The following is a 15,221-nucleotide window of genomic DNA, read 5'->3' as shown; positions in this document are numbered from 1 at the left end:
TTGCCTGAGGGCCGCCCGCTGTCTGGCTGGGCGGTAGTGAGGGGGAGTCGGGGGAGGGCCGTCTGCCTCCCGACGGCTATGGGAAGAGAGAGGCATGCCGGGTAAACGTAGAAATGGTCAACATTGCACACCATTTCCCTGACAGTGTGTCACTGTGGGGTATGTCGTCACGTCCTCCTCGTCTCAAACGCGCTTTCTACCTCCGTGACTGCATTCTGCTGTCCCTGCAACGCCGCATTGCCTACCCGGTCCTCGCCGCGCTGATCACTCTGGGCGCCGCCCTGCTGATCGGCCTGTCCCTGACCGCCGCCGTGGCGAGCGCCTTCCTAGCCGCGCTCATCACGGTCGTCGTCCTGGGTGTCCAGTCCTACCAGCGGCACTCCGACGACGTGATCACCCGCACGCCCATCACCGGCTGACCCGCCCCACCGGCCAGATACGCCCGGCGCAACATACAGCAGAGACACGTCAAACACGGGAAGGCCGCAGGTACGCACTGCGGCCTCTCTCGTTACGCGTCGGAATGCGTGTGCGGCCGGCCCGGCAGGGTGAACGAGAAGGTGCTGCCCTCCCCTGGAACGCTCTGCACCCACAGGCGCCCGCCGTGGTGTTCCACGATCCGCTGGCAGATGGCGAGCCCCAGGCCCGTGCCTTCCACGTCCCGGTGGTGCAGCCGCGTGAACAGCTGGAAGATCCGCTGGTGGTACTCGGGGTCGATTCCCTGCCCGTTGTCCTGTACGTCGAACTGACAGCTGCCGTCCGGCTGGGTGTGCGCGCGGACCTGCACGCGCGGCGGCTCGGCCCGCCGGTACTTGAGGGCGTTCCCGATCAGGTTCTGCAGCAGGCGGTCCAGTTGCGCCGCGTCCCCCCACACGACCGGCAGGTCCGTGGCCGTCACCTGCGCCTGCGCCGCCTGAAGGTCCGGGTCGAGGCGCGTGAGGACCTCCCGCATCAGCGCACTGACGTCCACGTCCGTGAACACCGGATCGGTCGCGGCGGCCCGGGAGTACAGCAGCAGGTCGTCCACGAGACGCTGCATGTGGTACCCGTTGGACCGGATCTGCTCGAGGTACGTCAGGCCCCGCCCGGCCAGTTGCGGGGCGTAGCGGGCGCTGAGCAGTTCCGAGAAACTCGTGACTGCCCGGATCGGTGCTTTCAGGTCGTGGGACGCGATGGCCGCGAAGCGGTCCAGGTCCGCGTTGCTGCGTTCGAGGTTCCGGTTGGCTTCACTGAGCGCGTCTCGCTGCTGGGCGAGGTCGCTGAGCACCTGCGCGCGCTCGAGGGCCAGGCCGATCGTGCCGGCCGCGCGGCGCAGCAGGTCCTGCTCTCCGTCCGTCCACGCCTGCCCGGCGGGCCGCCACGTGGCCACGCCGCCCATGACCGTTCCGTCCGCGCCGAACACCGGTTCCAGGGCGTACGCGCCGGTCAGTGCGGCGTGCGCGCCGGGCAGACTCTGGTAATCCGCGAGGTAGGTGGGTTCCCCGGTGTGCAGCGTGCGCGCCAGGACCGGGGCGTCCTGCACGTCGAACGTGCCGCGCGCCACGAGTTCCGCGGTGCGGCCGGTCAGGGTGCCCCAGACCATGGACGCCCGCACCTGCCGCCCGTTGAGGATCACGACCAGCATGGAACTCGCCTGCAGCGCCGGCCCGAGCCGGTCGAGGGCGGTGCGCTGCACGTCCATCCCGGTCCGCGCGCCCTGCAGGGCGTCCCCGAGCGCGGCGAGCAGGTCACTGCGCGCGGCCGCGTCCCGCAGCGCCGCGTTGGTGCGTTCCAGGTCACGCTGCTGACCCAGCAGGGTCCGCTCGGCGTTCAGGAGCGTGGCCACGCGCGGAATCAGGGGAGGCAGGGCGGCGGCCGTGGCGACACTCACGGCGGCCGTCAGGCCCCGCACGTACCCGTCCAGCCAGTACAGGGGCGTCACGCGCGTGAGTACGTGCATGACGTGCGTGAGTCCGCACGCGACGATGAACAGCCCGAACGCGAGGATCACCCAGTCGAACGGCAGGGAGCGGCGGTTCTGGTACACGATCAGGCCCAGCACGCCCGCGATGAACGTGTACGCCACGCCGATCAGCAGGTCCGAGCTGAGCGTCAGGAGGTTCAGGGCGGGAGGAAGCGCGCCGTGCATGCCCATGCCGGGCAGGGTGGTCAGCAGGTTGGGAAGCACGCCGGGCCACAGCAGGGGCGCGGTCAGTCCAGCGGCGGCGATGGCCAGAGTACGCCACAGGGACGGAGCGGGACGGGCGAGCATACCGGCCATCATAGGCGAGCCCGGTTCCCGGACCCCGCCGCGGTAGGGGGGGGAGGGGAGCCTGACGTGCCCGACGGACGCGTTTTCTTCACGTGGCGTTCTTCTGCCCGGCCGCCCTGGGCGCTCACTGCCGGGCGGGCGCGCTACTTCACGACGTTCAGGTCGAGCGTTCCGGTGGCGGCCGCTTCGACCGCCGTGACGGTGCCGAGGCCGCTGAGGTCCAGCAAGAACTCCTGCCGGTGGGTCATGCGTTCGGAGTTGGTGACCCTGAACTCGCGCGTGCCCCGGTCGCTGGTGACCTTGATGGTGACGGTCCGGGTGGCGGGATCGCTGACCCGCACGCGGGCGGCCCCGGCGGTCAGGCCGGGAACGGTGACGCGGGCGCTGCCGGCGCCGCTGGCGCGGCTGACTTCCGCGCCGGCTCCGCGCGCGGCGGCCGTGACGAACCGCAGGTCGCTCTCGGCGGTGTCGTCGCCGCCCAGGAGCGGAATCTGCCAGATCAGCGTGCCGGGCTTGCTCAGCGCATACGCCTCGTCGAGCAGGTAGTCCTTGAGGCTGGAGAACACGCCGGCCCCGCCGAAGGAGACGTTGTCGATGCGCCGCGACAGTTCGGTCTGCAGGAACCCGGCGTAGTTCAGGGAGGGCAGGCTGCTGCTGGCGCCCACGAGGACGGTATCGGCGGCCCCGCCGAGCAGGTCGCCGCTCGCCTGCAGTTTGATCAGGTCGGCGCTGTTCCCGCTGCCCTGCACGTTCAGGGTCTTGAAGATCACGGCCATGGGGCGGCCGTCGCCGGGCGCGAAGCTGGTCTGGCCGCCGTTGTAGTCCGCGAAGCGCAGGTCGAGGCTGTTCTGCCCTGCCGCCGCGTCGACCGTCCAGGCGCGCGTGACGTTCTCACCGCGTTTCAGGCCGCTGATGGTGTCGATGACCTTCCCGCCCGACAGGACTTCCACGCTTTGCCCCGCGATGGGCGTTTCGAAGGTGGCGTTCACCGTGACCTTCCCGGCGCTGGCCGTCACGAACGACACGGTCGCGACCGGCCCGAACGCCCAGCGGACGGTACCTTCACTGGCTCCGAAGTTGCCCGCTCCGGCCACGAGCGGCGCGGCCGGCACCGCCTGGTAGTCGCTGTACGTTTCGGGGGGAACGGTCAGGCCGCACAGCGTCTGAATCTGCCCCAGGACCGGCTGGTCCTGCACCTGCCGGGTGAGGGTCCCGGCGCGCAGGCTCACGAAGGGTGCGCTGCCAGCTTTCTGCCCGGCGGCGCGGACCGCGTCGGCCGTGGCTCTGGCGGCGGCTTGCGCGCCTTCAGGTGTCCAGTGGATGTCCTGCCGGAACACGCCCGCGTCTCCCTGCGCCAGGGCCGGTGCCAGCAGGTCGGCGGTGGGCAGCCCGGCGGCCCGCAGGTCGCTGACCAGCGCGCGGTAGAAGCCCTGCGCGCCGGGCAGGTCGAAGGCTTTCTGGGTGGGGTTTTGCAGGTTCAGGTGCGGCTGCGCGAAACTGCGGGGCGGTACGGGCGCCAGTACCAGCGTCACGCCGTGGGTTTTCAGGGCGGCGGCCAGGGTCACGGCGGCCGGCACGAACGCGGCGCGCGCCTCGTTCCAGGGGCGGTTCATCCAGCGGCCCGACAGTTCATCCCCGTAGTAGTAGAAGCCCTGCTCACCCTGGAACATCCAGGCTTTCTGGTCCAGCGTGACGCCGCACGAAGCGGGCACAGCAGTAGCCGGTGTGGTGGCGGCGCGGGCGGACGTGCTGAGCAGCAGGGCGGCGCTCAGGACGGTCAGGGCGGACAGGAAGGTGCGGTGAGTGACGGCAGGCATTGAGACTCCTTGACGAAAGGTGCGTGTGTGGTGGTTTCGGTGCGTGTCGGCGCTCAGGTCAGGTGACCTGCTGGGACGTGCCGGTCAGGGAAGCGGAACGGGTCTGATACGGAGTCCGTATGACAGCGCTGTGGCCACCGTCTTCATGGAGGCGCTCCAGGCGCTGAATCCACTTCGTCTACTTGACGGTGGGGGCGACCCACGTGGCGCTGCGGGCGCCGCCGCTGCCGAACACGAAAGCGCTGTAGCTCGCCCCGGCTTTCAGGGCCTCGGCGGGGAAGGCCTGCAGGACGCGGTTTCCGTCGCCTATGACGCCCAGCGCCGCTGTGACTGCATTGACGCTGAGTGATTTCTGCGTGCCGGGCGCCACACCGTCGAGCAGGCGGGTGCCGCCGTCGGCCGTGGTGAGGCTGGCGGGGGCGTCACTGAGGTTGTACAGCGTCACGCGGGCTTTCGTGACTCCGCCGGGCTGCTCGGCCGGCAGGGCGCGCAACTTGCCGCTCTGCGCGACCAGCGTGACGTACGTGCCGCCCGTCACGTTCAGTTTCAGGGTGCTGGCGCCCAGCTTCAGGGTGTGTTCGCCCTGCTTGACGACCGTGTACGCGCTGACCGTGCGGGCTGCCTGCTTGCCGCTCAGGGCGCGGCCGTCCAGGGTGATGGGGGCGCTGGCGTTCACGCTCGCCACGCGGATGAATGCGGAACCGGCGGGTGGGGCGGGGGCGTACAGGGCTTCCTGCGCGGCGGCGAGGGAGGCGCTCAGGGTCAGGGCGGTCAGGGTGATCAGGGTGCGGTTCATGGTGGGTCTCCAGGTGAGGGACAGGGCGTAAAGAGCGTTAGGTAGGGGAGGACGTCCGGTGACGGGGCGTCAGGGAACGTCGAAGGGACGCTGGTCCTCCCCGGCCAGTGGGAGCGGCAGGAAGCGCTGCGGGATCTCCCAGATCAGCACGCGGGGCGGGCTGTCCAGGAAGGCCGGGTCGCTCAGGGCCGGGCGGAGGCTGCCGCTGAAGTCCGCGCCTTCGCGGCTGACGTTCAGGACGGCGCTGCCCAGCGCTTCCTGCAGCGCCCCGGCGTAGTTGCCGCGCAGGCCGTAGCTGCTGCCGGCCAGCATGACCTGCGGGGCCGCGCCGAGCAGGCCGCCGGCGCCGCTGCCGAGCGTGGTTTCGGTCGCCTCGCGGTCCGCGTGGGGGCGCAGGGCGTCCGGGACGTGCTGGAGGCCCATCAGGTTCAGCAGGTCGCCGGGGCGGGCCGTTTCGGGCGCGTGGGTGGTGGTGAAGGTCGAGACGGGCAGGTCCGCCGCAACGGTCCGGACGGCCTGCGCGGTCGCCTGCGCGGCGGTGCGCGCGCCGTCCTGATTCCAGTGGGTGTCGGTGCGGTAGTACTGCGCGGTCTTTGCGGCGACGGCCAGCATCGGCGTGACTAGGTCGGCGGTCGCCACGCCCCGCGCGCGCAGCATCGCCTGGTACGTCTCGTACTGGCGGGCGTCCACCCAGCCGGGCAGGGCGCCGCCGGGCAGCTGCGCGGCTTGCACGCGGCTCTTGTTGGGGCTCACGGCGACCAGCAGGGTCACGCCGCGCGCCGCGAGGTTCCGTGACAGCTGCGCGGTCAGGTCCGCGCGGGCCGTGAGGCGGCGCTGCGCCTGCGGGTGCGCCGCGAATTCCGAGGTCAGGAACAACCAGCCGTCCCGTCCCAGGCGGACCTCGTCCGTGCCGCCGCGCACCGTCAGGTACCGCGCCGTATTGGCCGTGGCGATCAGCGCGTCCCGTCCTGGCAGGTTGGCGTCCAGGTGAGCTTCCAGGGCGTGGAACGTCTTGCCGCTCCGCAGTGCATCCCCGCTGACGGGCACGGCGTGGCGCGGGTCGGGTGTCAGGGCGGCGCGTGTGGCGGCGATCAGACCGCCGGAGATCAGCAGCAGGAACGTCCCGCCGGTCAGCAGCAGCGGGCGCGGCAGCCGGGCCGCTGCGCGCAGCTGATCAACCAGTCGGGCGGACGGACGGGCGCTGCCCGCAGCTGTACTGACTGTGCCCGCTGTTGCCGGTGCCGCCGTGTGGGTGGGGGGGTTGGTGGTCACGTCATCACCTCAGAACTGGAAGTACAGGAACGGCGCGTACTGCTGCGCGGCGAGGGTAGCGACGGCCAGCAGGAACACCGGAATCAGGGCGTACTGTGGCGCGGTCCGCAGCGCGGATTGCGGCGCGGCGCGGCGGTTCCAGAGCGGCGCGCCGTACACGACGGCCACGCCCGCGAGCATCACGGCCAGCCGTTCGGGCGTCACGGTCAGGGCCACGTCGGGCGTGAGGGCCGCGCCGTTCAGTCCGGCCAGCCCGCGGTACACCTCGCCGGCGTGCGCGACGTTCTCACTGCGGAACAGCACGCGGCCCAGGATCACGATCAGCATGACTTTCGGCACGGCGTACCACGCGGGCGGCGGCGGACGGCCGAACTTCTTGCTCAGGACGCGCTCCAGCACCAGGAACGCGCCGTTCCACATGCCCCACAGCACGAACGTCCAGTTTGCGCCGTGCCACAGACCGCCGACCGCCATGGTCAGGAACAGGTTCAGGTTCGTGCGGGTCAGTCCGTGCCGGTTGCCGCCCAGGGGGATGTACACGTACTCCCGCAGGAACGTGCCCAGACTCACGTGCCAGCGCTGCCAGAACGCCGTGATGGACGTCGCCGTGTACGGATCCAGGAAGTTCTCCGGGAAGCGGAAGCCCAGCATCAGGGCCAGCCCGATGGCCATGTGGCTGTACCCGGCGAAATCGAAGAACAGCTGCAGGGTGTACGCCACGCTGCCCAGCCACGCGTCGTCGGCGCTGGGACGCGCGGCCGTGTACGCGGCGTTCACGAGTGGCGCGAGCGGATCGGCCAGCAGGACTTTCATGCTCAGCCCGATCATGACGCGCTGCGCGCCCAGCGCGAATTTCTCTGGCGTGTGCGTCCGCTCGCGGAACTGATCGGCGAGCAGGTGAAAGCGCAGGATCGGCCCGGCCACCAGATGCGGAAACAGACTCACGAACGCCGCGAAGTCGATGATGTTCCGCGGGGCCTTCGCCGCGCCGCGGTGCAGGTCTACGAGGTAACTGATTGCGTGGAAGATGTAGAAGGACAGCCCGACCGGCAGCACGATCTGCGTCCAGGTGAACTCGTCGAAGCCCAGCACGTTCCGCACCGAGTTCACGCTGCTGGCGGCCATGTTCGCGTACTTGAAGTACCCCAGCATGGCAAGGTTGCCTGTCACGCCGAGGGTCAGCCACGTCCAGCGGACGCGCCCGGCACTGGCCAGTACCCGGCCGCCGATCAGGTACGTGAAGACGATCACGGCCACCAGCAGGCCCAGCGCCGCCGGTTGCGCCCACGCGTAGAACAGCAGACTGCCGAGCAGGATCGTCCATGACCGCAGGCGGGCCGGTGTCAGAGCGTACGTCACCAGGAAGAGAGGAAGGAAGACGAGGAGAAACACGTACGAACTGAACACCAAGACCATCACCTGCCTGTCGCGCCACCTGTCGGCGCAGAGATGGCCGGAGACTAGTGACCGGAGCGGTACGGTTCCCTTACAAGGTGAACGCACAACGAAGATGAAGGGCGTGGCCGGAGGCGGTGTCCCACGCATTCTCAGCTGGGGACTGGACGGCAACCCCAGACGCCAGCGGGTCGCGCGGCACATGATCGCCCTGGCCCGCGCCCTTGACCTCGACGTCGTCGCCGAAGGCATCGAACAAGAGTTTCCACTTCCCTGCTGATGTCGTGTCACGCGGCGTCAAGCAGGGGGCCGTCCTGCTCCATCCCGGTCAGGACGTACTTTTCGGCATTCTGAGCTGCCTGCCGTTGTGCGGCCCGCCACGTCATTCCCGGTACTTCCCTACGCACCCGTAACACCGCGTGAAAGGCCTCCACCACGCACCACACCCAGTTCTCCTGCGCCTGGATCGTCCGGCAATGACAGCGTCCCAGTCCCAGGTTCTGCTTGAAGAACCGGTGAATCACCTCAATTCCCCAGCGGGCCTTCCAGGCCCGCAGCAGTGAGCGAACCGTGACGTCACCACCAAACGTGCTGAACAGGAAAAACCGTGTCCACTCCCCGTGCACCTTGCGCCACACGATCAGGACATCGAACCCACCGACCTCACGGGTGACCGACAATCGACGGACACGCCACCCGAACTCCGCGTACAGGTGGCAGCGTTCTGGAGGGAACTGCCGACTCAGCGCACCGAGGGTGAGTCCCTCACCCTCGAACTGCACGGTCATATTGGCTTTGGCACGGATCAATACCGGAATCTGATGCTCGCGACTGAAGGTCACAGCCGCGTCCCGCCCGAACTCCCCATCCAGGAGGAGACCCGCCATGGGGACGCCCGCCGCGAGGCAATCCTGGACGACGTGGATCATTTCCTGAGTCGCTGTACGGTAAGGATAGCGCTCTGTATGCAGGGCCTGGGAAACCTTGAAGCGCTCCAGCAACGGAACTGGATCTTCACCGAACCTGACCAGGGCCGCGGAGGTGAACTGATGGCCCAGACGGGTCTGGGCCTGACCGCTGTAGTGGTAGTTCACGCCTTCCATCGTCCGTCCGGCGTGGGGCACCATGACGAAATCAATGGCCAGGAACGCGCCCTCCGGCGCGTTCCTGGCTCGACGCTTGAAGTCCTCCGTGGAGGCGAAGGAGTCCCGCGCCATCTCTTTGGAGATGGCACTTTTACACAGGGTGCTGTAGGGGATGAGGCCACTGAGGCTGGTGACCCGGTTCAGCTGAGCGGTGATGATGCTGTGCGGTAGGCTGGGGATGCGAGGCATAGTCACTTCGCATAAAGGCCCATGAGACCGGGGAATTTCAAGCCCCTGCCTCCTGGGCCTTCGTGCTGGTCGCTATTCCCTCGCCTGTGGAAACTCTTGATCGAAACGGCCGCCCAGCGCGCCATGCTCCTCGACCTGGGCTGCACCACCGGACAGGGTTACCTGTTCGCGCGCCCCCTGCCCCCAGACGCTTTCTGCGACCAGTTCCTCCAGTCGGACTGATCGACTCCGGCGGAGCCGCGCGTTACGTCACTGCTAGAGGAACTGCAGGGTGTTGACGCGGCTGGAGACTCCCCGGGTGCGGGACGCCTGGTGTCCACCTTCCCTGCCGCAGGAGGCACAGGTCCGTCGTCTTCTGTGTGTTGAAACCAGCGACATGCTGAACGAATCCAGCGGGGTCTGGCCTTCGGCTCCGCTCAGCACACGAGGATGTCAGTCAACCCAAGAGGTGCAGGCGTTGCGCGATGAGTTCCTCCAGGCAGGAATCGGTCGTCCAGGCCGTGAGCGACCGGTAAGGAATCACATTCCCGCCGATCGTCTCTATGGAAGCCAAGATCCAGTCGTCGTCACTCGTGACGGTGGACACCGATCGCTGATACTCCTGAACGAGGTATCTCTCCTGCTGGGAAGGGGGCGGCGCCAGCTTGGCCTGACACTGGAATCGACGCTGCAGGTCCAGCCAGTTCTGTGTGCTGACGGCCTGCTCCTGGATATCGAGTTCCCTGACCAGACATTCCCAGCCCACGAACGAGAGGAATTCCTGGTACAGGTCTTCCCGGCTGGTGAGGGGACGGATCGTGGGTGGGGGTCTATCGGGATTGGGTTCAGAGGGCAGACGTGCTTGGTAGTAACTGGCGAGGCACAGGAGGCTCTTTGCCGCTTCTACGGGGTCGCTGGTGTTGATACATGCGGCGGCGTCGCACAGCCGTACGGCGCAGAGGCCTGGGCGGTTTTCGGGCGGAGCGGCAAGGATTTCGGCGGCCAGGTGTTGCGCGGCTTCAAAGACTTCGGCTTCATCTTCTCTGGTCATGAGGTGGGGAATTTGAGACCAGAGTTCGGTGTTGAGGCGTTGGAGGTGGGCGGTGGGGGGATCTTTCTGGTCGAGGTGGTGGTGCATGGAGATGAGTTGGGCTGCCACCGTGACGGCGACTCTGCCAATGCTGCGCTGTGGTTCCTGAACGCTCATGCTTCAGTATATTACCACTACGCCTAACTATGCGTGCAGGGAATAGCGCCCGTGCCGCGCATACGTGAGCATGGATGGATGTCGGTAATACGGTGGAAATTGGCCGACTTTCTGGCGGAACATGGGCTCACGGCGTATGCCCTGGGCAAAGCCATGGGGACGAGCTACATGAATACGGTCTACCGCATGGCCAGGCGCGGCCATGAGCCTTCACGGATTGATCTGCCCACACTCGTGAACGTGCTGGACGGTCTGAGAACGTTGACGGGCAAAGAGGTCGAGATTGCCGACATCTTGATCTACGAACCAGGCGTCAGACCGGAAGGCTGACACCAGACTGCCTGACATGGTCGAGGGTTTGACCACCCTCAGCACGTCGGTTTCCAAGTTGCTGCGCGGGAGATGATGGCCAGAAGGTCTGCTGGGGACTCAGCGGTTCGAGATTCAGACTGCCTGCAAGCTCAGTGCCCTGATGAACCTCTGGCCTGAAATCTCACTGTAGGGTGACCCTGACGGCGGATTGCACCTCAGGAGATCAGGGTACTCAGTTTGGAAGAACGCTCCAGACAGGTGCTCCCTCAGGCCAACTGCACAGACTCAGTGGCTCTGCCTTTCGGTGGGAAGGGCGTCTCGCGGGCTCGGCTACCCAGTCTCCCTGGGAGCCATGAGGGCGTTCTGACTGTTGATTAAGTATGTAGTTAAAAAAGTAAAAGATTGAATGACAACATCAGTGGGAAGTGTTGGCACGTGTCAGACGTAAAAAACAGGTGTTTTTCCCCCATTCACAACGGGGTTTCCCCCCATTCGTGACGGGGGTTTGAGGCTTCTGACGGGTCATCGCGCCCCATTCATAACGGTAGGCGAATCCCAGTTCCACCCATTCGTAACGGCAGTTTTCCCTCATTCGCAACGGGCCTCTGCCAGCCGGATTTCTCCCTGCACTGCCTGTTTCCCCCATCAGGAACGGTACGGAACTGCCCGGTTTCCCCCATTCATAACGGGGGGTATCCCGGAAGAGTAAAAAAGGCGTTCCTCACGCGGATTTTCCGGTATTCCCCCCATTCATGACGGGGTGCCGTCCCCCCATTCATAACGGGATAGGCGGCAGGGGCGCACCCCGGTAGACTGGTGCATCCGGAGGGGCCGTGTCTACAGTAGTCACCGACAACGACAGGGTTTTTCGCGAGGATCTGAATGTCCTTGAACCTCACACGACTGAAGTCGCGTGATTCTCACTTCGCAGACCACTGCCCACCGAAGCGGGGCTGACGCAATCTCCATGAGCGTTTTGGGTGTCCGACATCCCAGCGGCCACCAGTCCTTCGCGCCGGATGTTCAGTGCGGCGTTCTCGTCTCGGTCATGGGTCTCGCCACAGTTGGGGCAAGTCCACTCGCGGACGGCGAGGTTCTTCACGGCCGGGTTCTTGAATCCGCAGTCGTGGCACATCTGACTGGACGGGAAGTAGGGGTTGATCTTGGACACCATCCGCCCGTACCACGTCGCCTTGTACTCCAGTTGCCGGATGAACTCGCCCCAGCCTGCGTCGCTGATGCTGAGTGCCAGCCTGCGATTCTTCCGCATGTTGCCGGGCTTGAGGTGTTCAGTACAGATGATTTCGTACTCCCGCACCAGAGAGGTCGTGAGCTTGTGGATGAAGTCCTGCCGCTTGTTGGCGACGCGCTTGTGTATCTGAGCGAGCGTGGTTTTTGCTCTCCCGTAACGTGCGCTGCCCTTCTTGCGGCGGGACAGGGTTTTCTGAGCCTTTCGGAGCTTCTTCAGGGTGGAACGGTAGTATTTCGGATTCGCATGATGTTCAAACTCCCCCTTGCCATCGGTCACGATGGCAAAGTCCTTGATGCCGACATCCACACCTGCCGCGAACCTGGGCGCAGTGCTCAGGTAAGGAATTTCGACCTCGCAGAGAACAGACGCTTCGTAGTAGCCCTCATGGACACGGCGCACGGTGACGTTCAGGATTTTCCCCTGCACCTCCCGCTGACCCCTGGTCTTCACCCAGCCCAATTTGGGGAGTTTGATGCGCCCTTCGCCAATCTCGATGTTGTTGTTCGTGAACTGGGTGCGGTATGCCTCACCCGTTCGCTTCTTCTTGAACTTCGGAAAGCCCACCTTCTTGCCGGACTTCCCGGCGGTGCGGAAGAAGTTCTGGTACGCCCGCTCAAGGTCGCGCAGGGACTGTTGCAGCGCGAACTTGTCCACCTCAGCCAGCCACGCCGTGCCCTCTTCTCGCTTGAGCAGGGTCAGTGCCTTGTCGGTCGCGGCGTACGTCATGCCCTTGCCGTCCTGGCGGTAGGTTTCGATGCGGCGGGCAAGGAAGTGGTTATAGACGAACCGGGCGCATCCCAACGTGCGGTTGATCCGCTCGGTCTGAGCCGCGTTCGGATACAGCCGGACAATGGACGCCCTATTCCGCCTGGGGGGAGTGATAGATTCCATCTTGCAACACCCTCCTACAGGTGCTTGCCACGCTCCCAGCCGTTGGTGCGGCGTGGGGGCATTGCTCGTTTAGCTTATCACATAACTGGGGGCTTCGGCTTCGCCGACCTGCGGGCGGGAGGGGCAAGCCCGTGACTTCAGTCATGGGCTTGCGCCCCTCTTCCGTCAACTGGGCCTCATTTCCATCCAGCGCAAGATTGCTCCCGACTACACCTCATGGAAGGTTTCCTTCGAACGTGGCGGCGTCAAGAGTGAGATCGAATGCGACGGCGCCCAGAAGTTCGGCGTTCCGCACGGCGTCGATAACGACAGTTACCTCGCCATGCAGGACCTGTACCTGGAGCAGGGCTGCCCGGAAGACGGCGTGATCGTGTTCACGATGTACCGATTGCTGCAGATGTGCGGCCTTGAAGACAGTGGCGCGAACAGGAAGATGATGCGTCAGAGTCTGGAGCGGCTGGCGGCCACGACGTACTGGATTGGTGGTGCCTGGCGGAGCCATGAGGAAGACGACTGGATCGTGGCGAGCTTCCGTCTGATTGAGAAACTCGTGTTCACGCGGGCCAGGAAGGACGTGGACGGAGCCAAGATGATCGCGGTCACGCTGCCCAGGGAACTGACCCGTAACATCCGCAACGGGTACTTCAAGCCTGTGAGCATGACGCTGTTGCGGACGCTGGGGCAACCCGCGCGCGCGGCGTACCGGGTCATCGACGCCCTGCGGCATGATCCTGTCCAGCATCAGACCCGCACGGCAAGCCTGCATATTGGGCTGATGGAACTGGCCCAGCGGTGCGGCATTGCCAGTGACAAGCCCGATAAGATCCGCAGGACGCTTGAACCTATTCATGAGGACCTTCTGGCCGCCCGTTACCTGAAAGAGGTGTCCATTGTCGGACGTGGGAAGCAGCAGGAAGTCCTCTACGTGTTCGGTCAGGGAGCGCCTGAACCCGACGCTGCTCTGGTGGATCTGCTGACCGGCATGAAAGTCCCGCTTGCCGCTTCGAGGAAAGCGGCCCTGGATTACCCGCTCCTGGTCCGTGATGGCGTCGCTCAGGCCAGAGCAATCCTGAGTGCTGGCTATAAACCCAAGAACCATGTTGGATTTGTGTTGGATGTGGTCCGCAGTTACGGGAACGGGAAGTACCAGTGGCCGGAAGGGACCCGGACGGCCGGGGCGCGGCCTGCAGTCAGGACCGTCACCGCTGCCCCGGTTCCCCTGGATGTGCCTGACGTGCCGGTCACGTCCCGTTCTGCTGAGGAACTCGCCCGGACCCTCGGATTCCTGCTGCGCACGCCTCGTCTGTCCAGGGACGTGCTGGCGAAATTACCGCATGACGTGCTGGTCGACGCGCACCAGAAGGTGGTCGGGCAGCCTGGGCAGCGGCATGACTCGTTGATTGAGGCATTACTGAAGCTGGCAGAGGAAAGACCGCTATTACCCTCTGATACGGACTCCGGTTGAAAAGTTTGCAGAAACTTTCAACCCGAGCGGAGCGAGCAGGAGAGAAACGGGTTCCGGACGTGGAGTTGGCAACCCGGCGTTCTTCCGGGTTGTTAACTGACATGTTGCAGTTAGGGAGCAGGAGCAGAAAGTGCGTCCTGGAAGGCATCAAGCTCGGAAAGTTCCAGTTGAAGCGCTCTACGACGCACTTCTGGGATAAACGAGAACCGAACGGTTCTCGCTAACGCTCCCCAATCTGGCCATGTTCCCGGTGGTCTGGGCGGCACATCCTGATCTGCCAAGTGGCAGAGCAGATACGCCAGCCCTGAGAGACACCACCACCGCATCACACCTGTTTTGCTGTGCTGCGCGAACCGCTCCAGGCCGAACCGCCCCTTGATGGTCTTGAAGAAGCCCTCGATCCGCCAGCGGCGTTTCCCGACTCTGGCCAGGTACTTGCCGCCCAGGTTGATGTTCGACATGACGAAGCGCTGCTCTGGCTCTTTGTTCCGGTATAGCCATGCCCACGAGACGTACATGGTGGGTTTCAGACCCTGGAGTTGTGCCTTGTACCCGCGGGTCATCAGCTCGTGAATGGGTGTCCCATTCGCGAGTGTTCTGTTGCGCCGGACACCAATCACGATGTCTATTTCTCTTTCCAGGACGGCCTCAATGAACTCCGCACTTTCGAAGCCCCCGTCTGCATGCAGACGGGGGCGGCGCTTCCCCTGAAGCATGACGGGTGGAACAGTGCGGAGCAGTTTGAGGGCTAACGCGGCGGGTGAGGACGTGCCTTTTCCACGCCAGATCTGAAAGGCCCAGGGGAGCTTCAGGTCTCCACAGCAGATGTACAGGACGACCAGGTGAACGCCGTGAACGGCGTTCAGGACGTGCATCCAGTCGGAGAGTCCGGAGAACTTTCCTGCTTTTTCGAGACTGGTGAGGTCGACCAGGAATTCGAGCCGGGGACGCTGGTGTGGAGCATGTTTCCACGTGTCATTGAAGAGCTGAAGTGCAGCCTGGCGCATGAAGCGGCAGAGCGTCCGGAGATCCCAGCTCGTGTGGTTGAGGAAGCGACTGATCGCGGAGGGCGATTTGACGGTTGCGCGAGTGGGCAGGGGACGGCCGGAACCGTCGAGGAGGAGGTCCAGGAAGACCTGAAAGGAGTCGCGATGTTGTTTGCGCGAGAAGCAGGTGAGGATGTCAGAATAGAGCCGTCTGGCACGTGCATTCTTTGGGTTCACCGTAACTGCTCAGCAGGGTGACTTCCG

The 15,221-nt window shown here is 65.3% G+C and carries 14 protein-coding genes; 5 read left to right on the top strand and 9 right to left on the bottom strand.

Features of this window, described 5'->3' with window-relative positions; all coding sequences use genetic code 11:
• The first annotated feature begins 161 nt into the window (after window positions 1–161).
• Complete coding sequence (locus M8445_RS16655) at window positions 162–419, top strand: hypothetical protein (RefSeq protein WP_273991099.1); 258 nt, start codon at window positions 162–164, stop codon at window positions 417–419.
• Between the two features lie 92 nt (window positions 420–511).
• Here the strand turns inward: M8445_RS16655 and M8445_RS16650 are convergent, their stop codons facing one another.
• The 5 genes from M8445_RS16650 to M8445_RS16630 all read right to left on the bottom strand — a co-directional run bounded on the left by M8445_RS16650 (window position 512) and on the right by M8445_RS16630 (window position 7,546).
• Window positions 512–2,251: a sensor histidine kinase gene (locus tag M8445_RS16650; protein ID WP_273991098.1), complete on the bottom strand. Its 1,740-nt coding sequence runs from the start codon at window positions 2,249–2,251 to the stop codon at window positions 512–514.
• Window positions 2,252–2,394: 143 nt separating this feature from the next.
• Window positions 2,395–4,068: an alginate O-acetyltransferase AlgX-related protein gene (locus tag M8445_RS16645; protein ID WP_273991097.1), complete on the bottom strand. Its 1,674-nt coding sequence runs from the start codon at window positions 4,066–4,068 to the stop codon at window positions 2,395–2,397.
• Between the two features lie 178 nt (window positions 4,069–4,246).
• The gene (locus M8445_RS16640; protein ID WP_273991096.1) at window positions 4,247–4,864 is read right to left on the bottom strand and encodes an alginate O-acetyltransferase AlgF; all 618 of its coding nucleotides are present in this window, start codon (window positions 4,862–4,864) and stop codon (window positions 4,247–4,249) included.
• A 69-nt stretch (window positions 4,865–4,933) separates the two neighbouring features.
• A complete protein-coding gene (locus tag M8445_RS16635) occupies window positions 4,934–6,136 on the bottom strand; it encodes an alginate O-acetyltransferase AlgX-related protein (RefSeq protein WP_273991095.1) in 1,203 nt (400 codons plus the stop codon).
• Between the two features lie 9 nt (window positions 6,137–6,145).
• Window positions 6,146–7,546 (bottom strand): MBOAT family O-acyltransferase, encoded by a 1,401-nt coding sequence (locus M8445_RS16630; protein WP_273991094.1) that lies wholly within the window; start codon window positions 7,544–7,546, stop codon window positions 6,146–6,148.
• Between the two features lie 109 nt (window positions 7,547–7,655).
• Here M8445_RS16630 and M8445_RS16625 point away from each other — a divergent pair, with 109 nt between their 5' ends.
• Window positions 7,656–7,811, top strand: a complete 156-nt coding sequence (locus M8445_RS16625) for a hypothetical protein (protein ID WP_273991093.1) — start codon at window positions 7,656–7,658, stop codon at window positions 7,809–7,811.
• A gap of 7 nt (window positions 7,812–7,818) precedes the next feature.
• On the opposite strand, the gene M8445_RS16620 is transcribed toward M8445_RS16625, so the two are convergent.
• Window positions 7,819–8,865 carry a transposase gene (locus tag M8445_RS16620; protein WP_273988203.1) on the bottom strand — a complete coding sequence of 349 codons (1,047 nt, stop codon included), beginning with the start codon at window positions 8,863–8,865 and terminating at the stop codon, window positions 7,819–7,821.
• 96 nt (window positions 8,866–8,961) lie between these two features.
• Here M8445_RS16620 and M8445_RS16615 point away from each other — a divergent pair, with 96 nt between their 5' ends.
• Complete coding sequence (locus M8445_RS16615) at window positions 8,962–9,087, top strand: hypothetical protein (protein ID WP_273991092.1); 126 nt, start codon at window positions 8,962–8,964, stop codon at window positions 9,085–9,087.
• Window positions 9,088–9,301: 214 nt separating this feature from the next.
• Here M8445_RS16615 and M8445_RS16610 read toward each other — a convergent pair whose 3' ends face one another.
• On the bottom strand, window positions 9,302–10,051 hold the full coding sequence (locus M8445_RS16610; protein ID WP_273991091.1) for a hypothetical protein: 750 nt from the start codon (window positions 10,049–10,051) through the stop codon (window positions 9,302–9,304).
• Window positions 10,052–10,150: 99 nt separating this feature from the next.
• Between M8445_RS16610 and M8445_RS16605 the strand changes: the two genes are divergently transcribed.
• The gene (locus M8445_RS16605; RefSeq protein WP_273991090.1) at window positions 10,151–10,381 is read left to right on the top strand and encodes a helix-turn-helix domain-containing protein; all 231 of its coding nucleotides are present in this window, start codon (window positions 10,151–10,153) and stop codon (window positions 10,379–10,381) included.
• Between the two features lie 877 nt (window positions 10,382–11,258).
• Here the strand turns inward: M8445_RS16605 and tnpB are convergent.
• Window positions 11,259–12,506, bottom strand: coding sequence for an IS200/IS605 family element RNA-guided endonuclease TnpB (gene tnpB, locus M8445_RS16600; RefSeq protein WP_273991089.1), 1,248 nt, complete (start codon window positions 12,504–12,506; stop codon window positions 11,259–11,261).
• A gap of 169 nt (window positions 12,507–12,675) precedes the next feature.
• Between tnpB and M8445_RS16595 the strand changes: the two genes are divergently transcribed.
• The gene (locus tag M8445_RS16595; protein WP_273991283.1) at window positions 12,676–13,971 is read left to right on the top strand and encodes a replication initiator protein A; all 1,296 of its coding nucleotides are present in this window, start codon (window positions 12,676–12,678) and stop codon (window positions 13,969–13,971) included.
• Between the two features lie 110 nt (window positions 13,972–14,081).
• Here M8445_RS16595 and M8445_RS16590 read toward each other — a convergent pair whose 3' ends face one another.
• Window positions 14,082–15,194 carry a transposase gene (locus M8445_RS16590; protein WP_273991088.1) on the bottom strand — a complete coding sequence of 371 codons (1,113 nt, stop codon included), beginning with the start codon at window positions 15,192–15,194 and terminating at the stop codon, window positions 14,082–14,084.
• Window positions 15,195–15,221 lie beyond the last annotated feature (27 nt).

The organism is Deinococcus aquaticus (assembly GCF_028622095.1).
Taxonomy (GTDB): Bacteria; Deinococcota; Deinococci; order Deinococcales; family Deinococcaceae; genus Deinococcus; species Deinococcus aquaticus.
This window is presented reverse-complemented; position numbering and strand designations above follow the sequence as displayed.

Coding starts and splice junctions, on each gene's coding strand:
- tnpB (WP_273991089.1), bottom strand. CDS start 12,506: ATGGAATCTATCACTCCCCCCAGGCGGAATAGGGCGTCCATTGTCCGG.
- M8445_RS16650 (WP_273991098.1), bottom strand. CDS start 2,251: ATGCTCGCCCGTCCCGCTCCGTCCCTGTGGCGTACTCTGGCCATCGCC.
- M8445_RS16620 (WP_273988203.1), bottom strand. CDS start 8,865: ATGCCTCGCATCCCCAGCCTACCGCACAGCATCATCACCGCTCAGCTG.
- M8445_RS16640 (WP_273991096.1), bottom strand. CDS start 4,864: ATGAACCGCACCCTGATCACCCTGACCGCCCTGACCCTGAGCGCCTCC.
- M8445_RS16655 (WP_273991099.1), top strand. CDS start 162: ATGTCGTCACGTCCTCCTCGTCTCAAACGCGCTTTCTACCTCCGTGAC.
- M8445_RS16645 (WP_273991097.1), bottom strand. CDS start 4,068: ATGCCTGCCGTCACTCACCGCACCTTCCTGTCCGCCCTGACCGTCCTG.
- M8445_RS16610 (WP_273991091.1), bottom strand. CDS start 10,051: ATGAGCGTTCAGGAACCACAGCGCAGCATTGGCAGAGTCGCCGTCACG.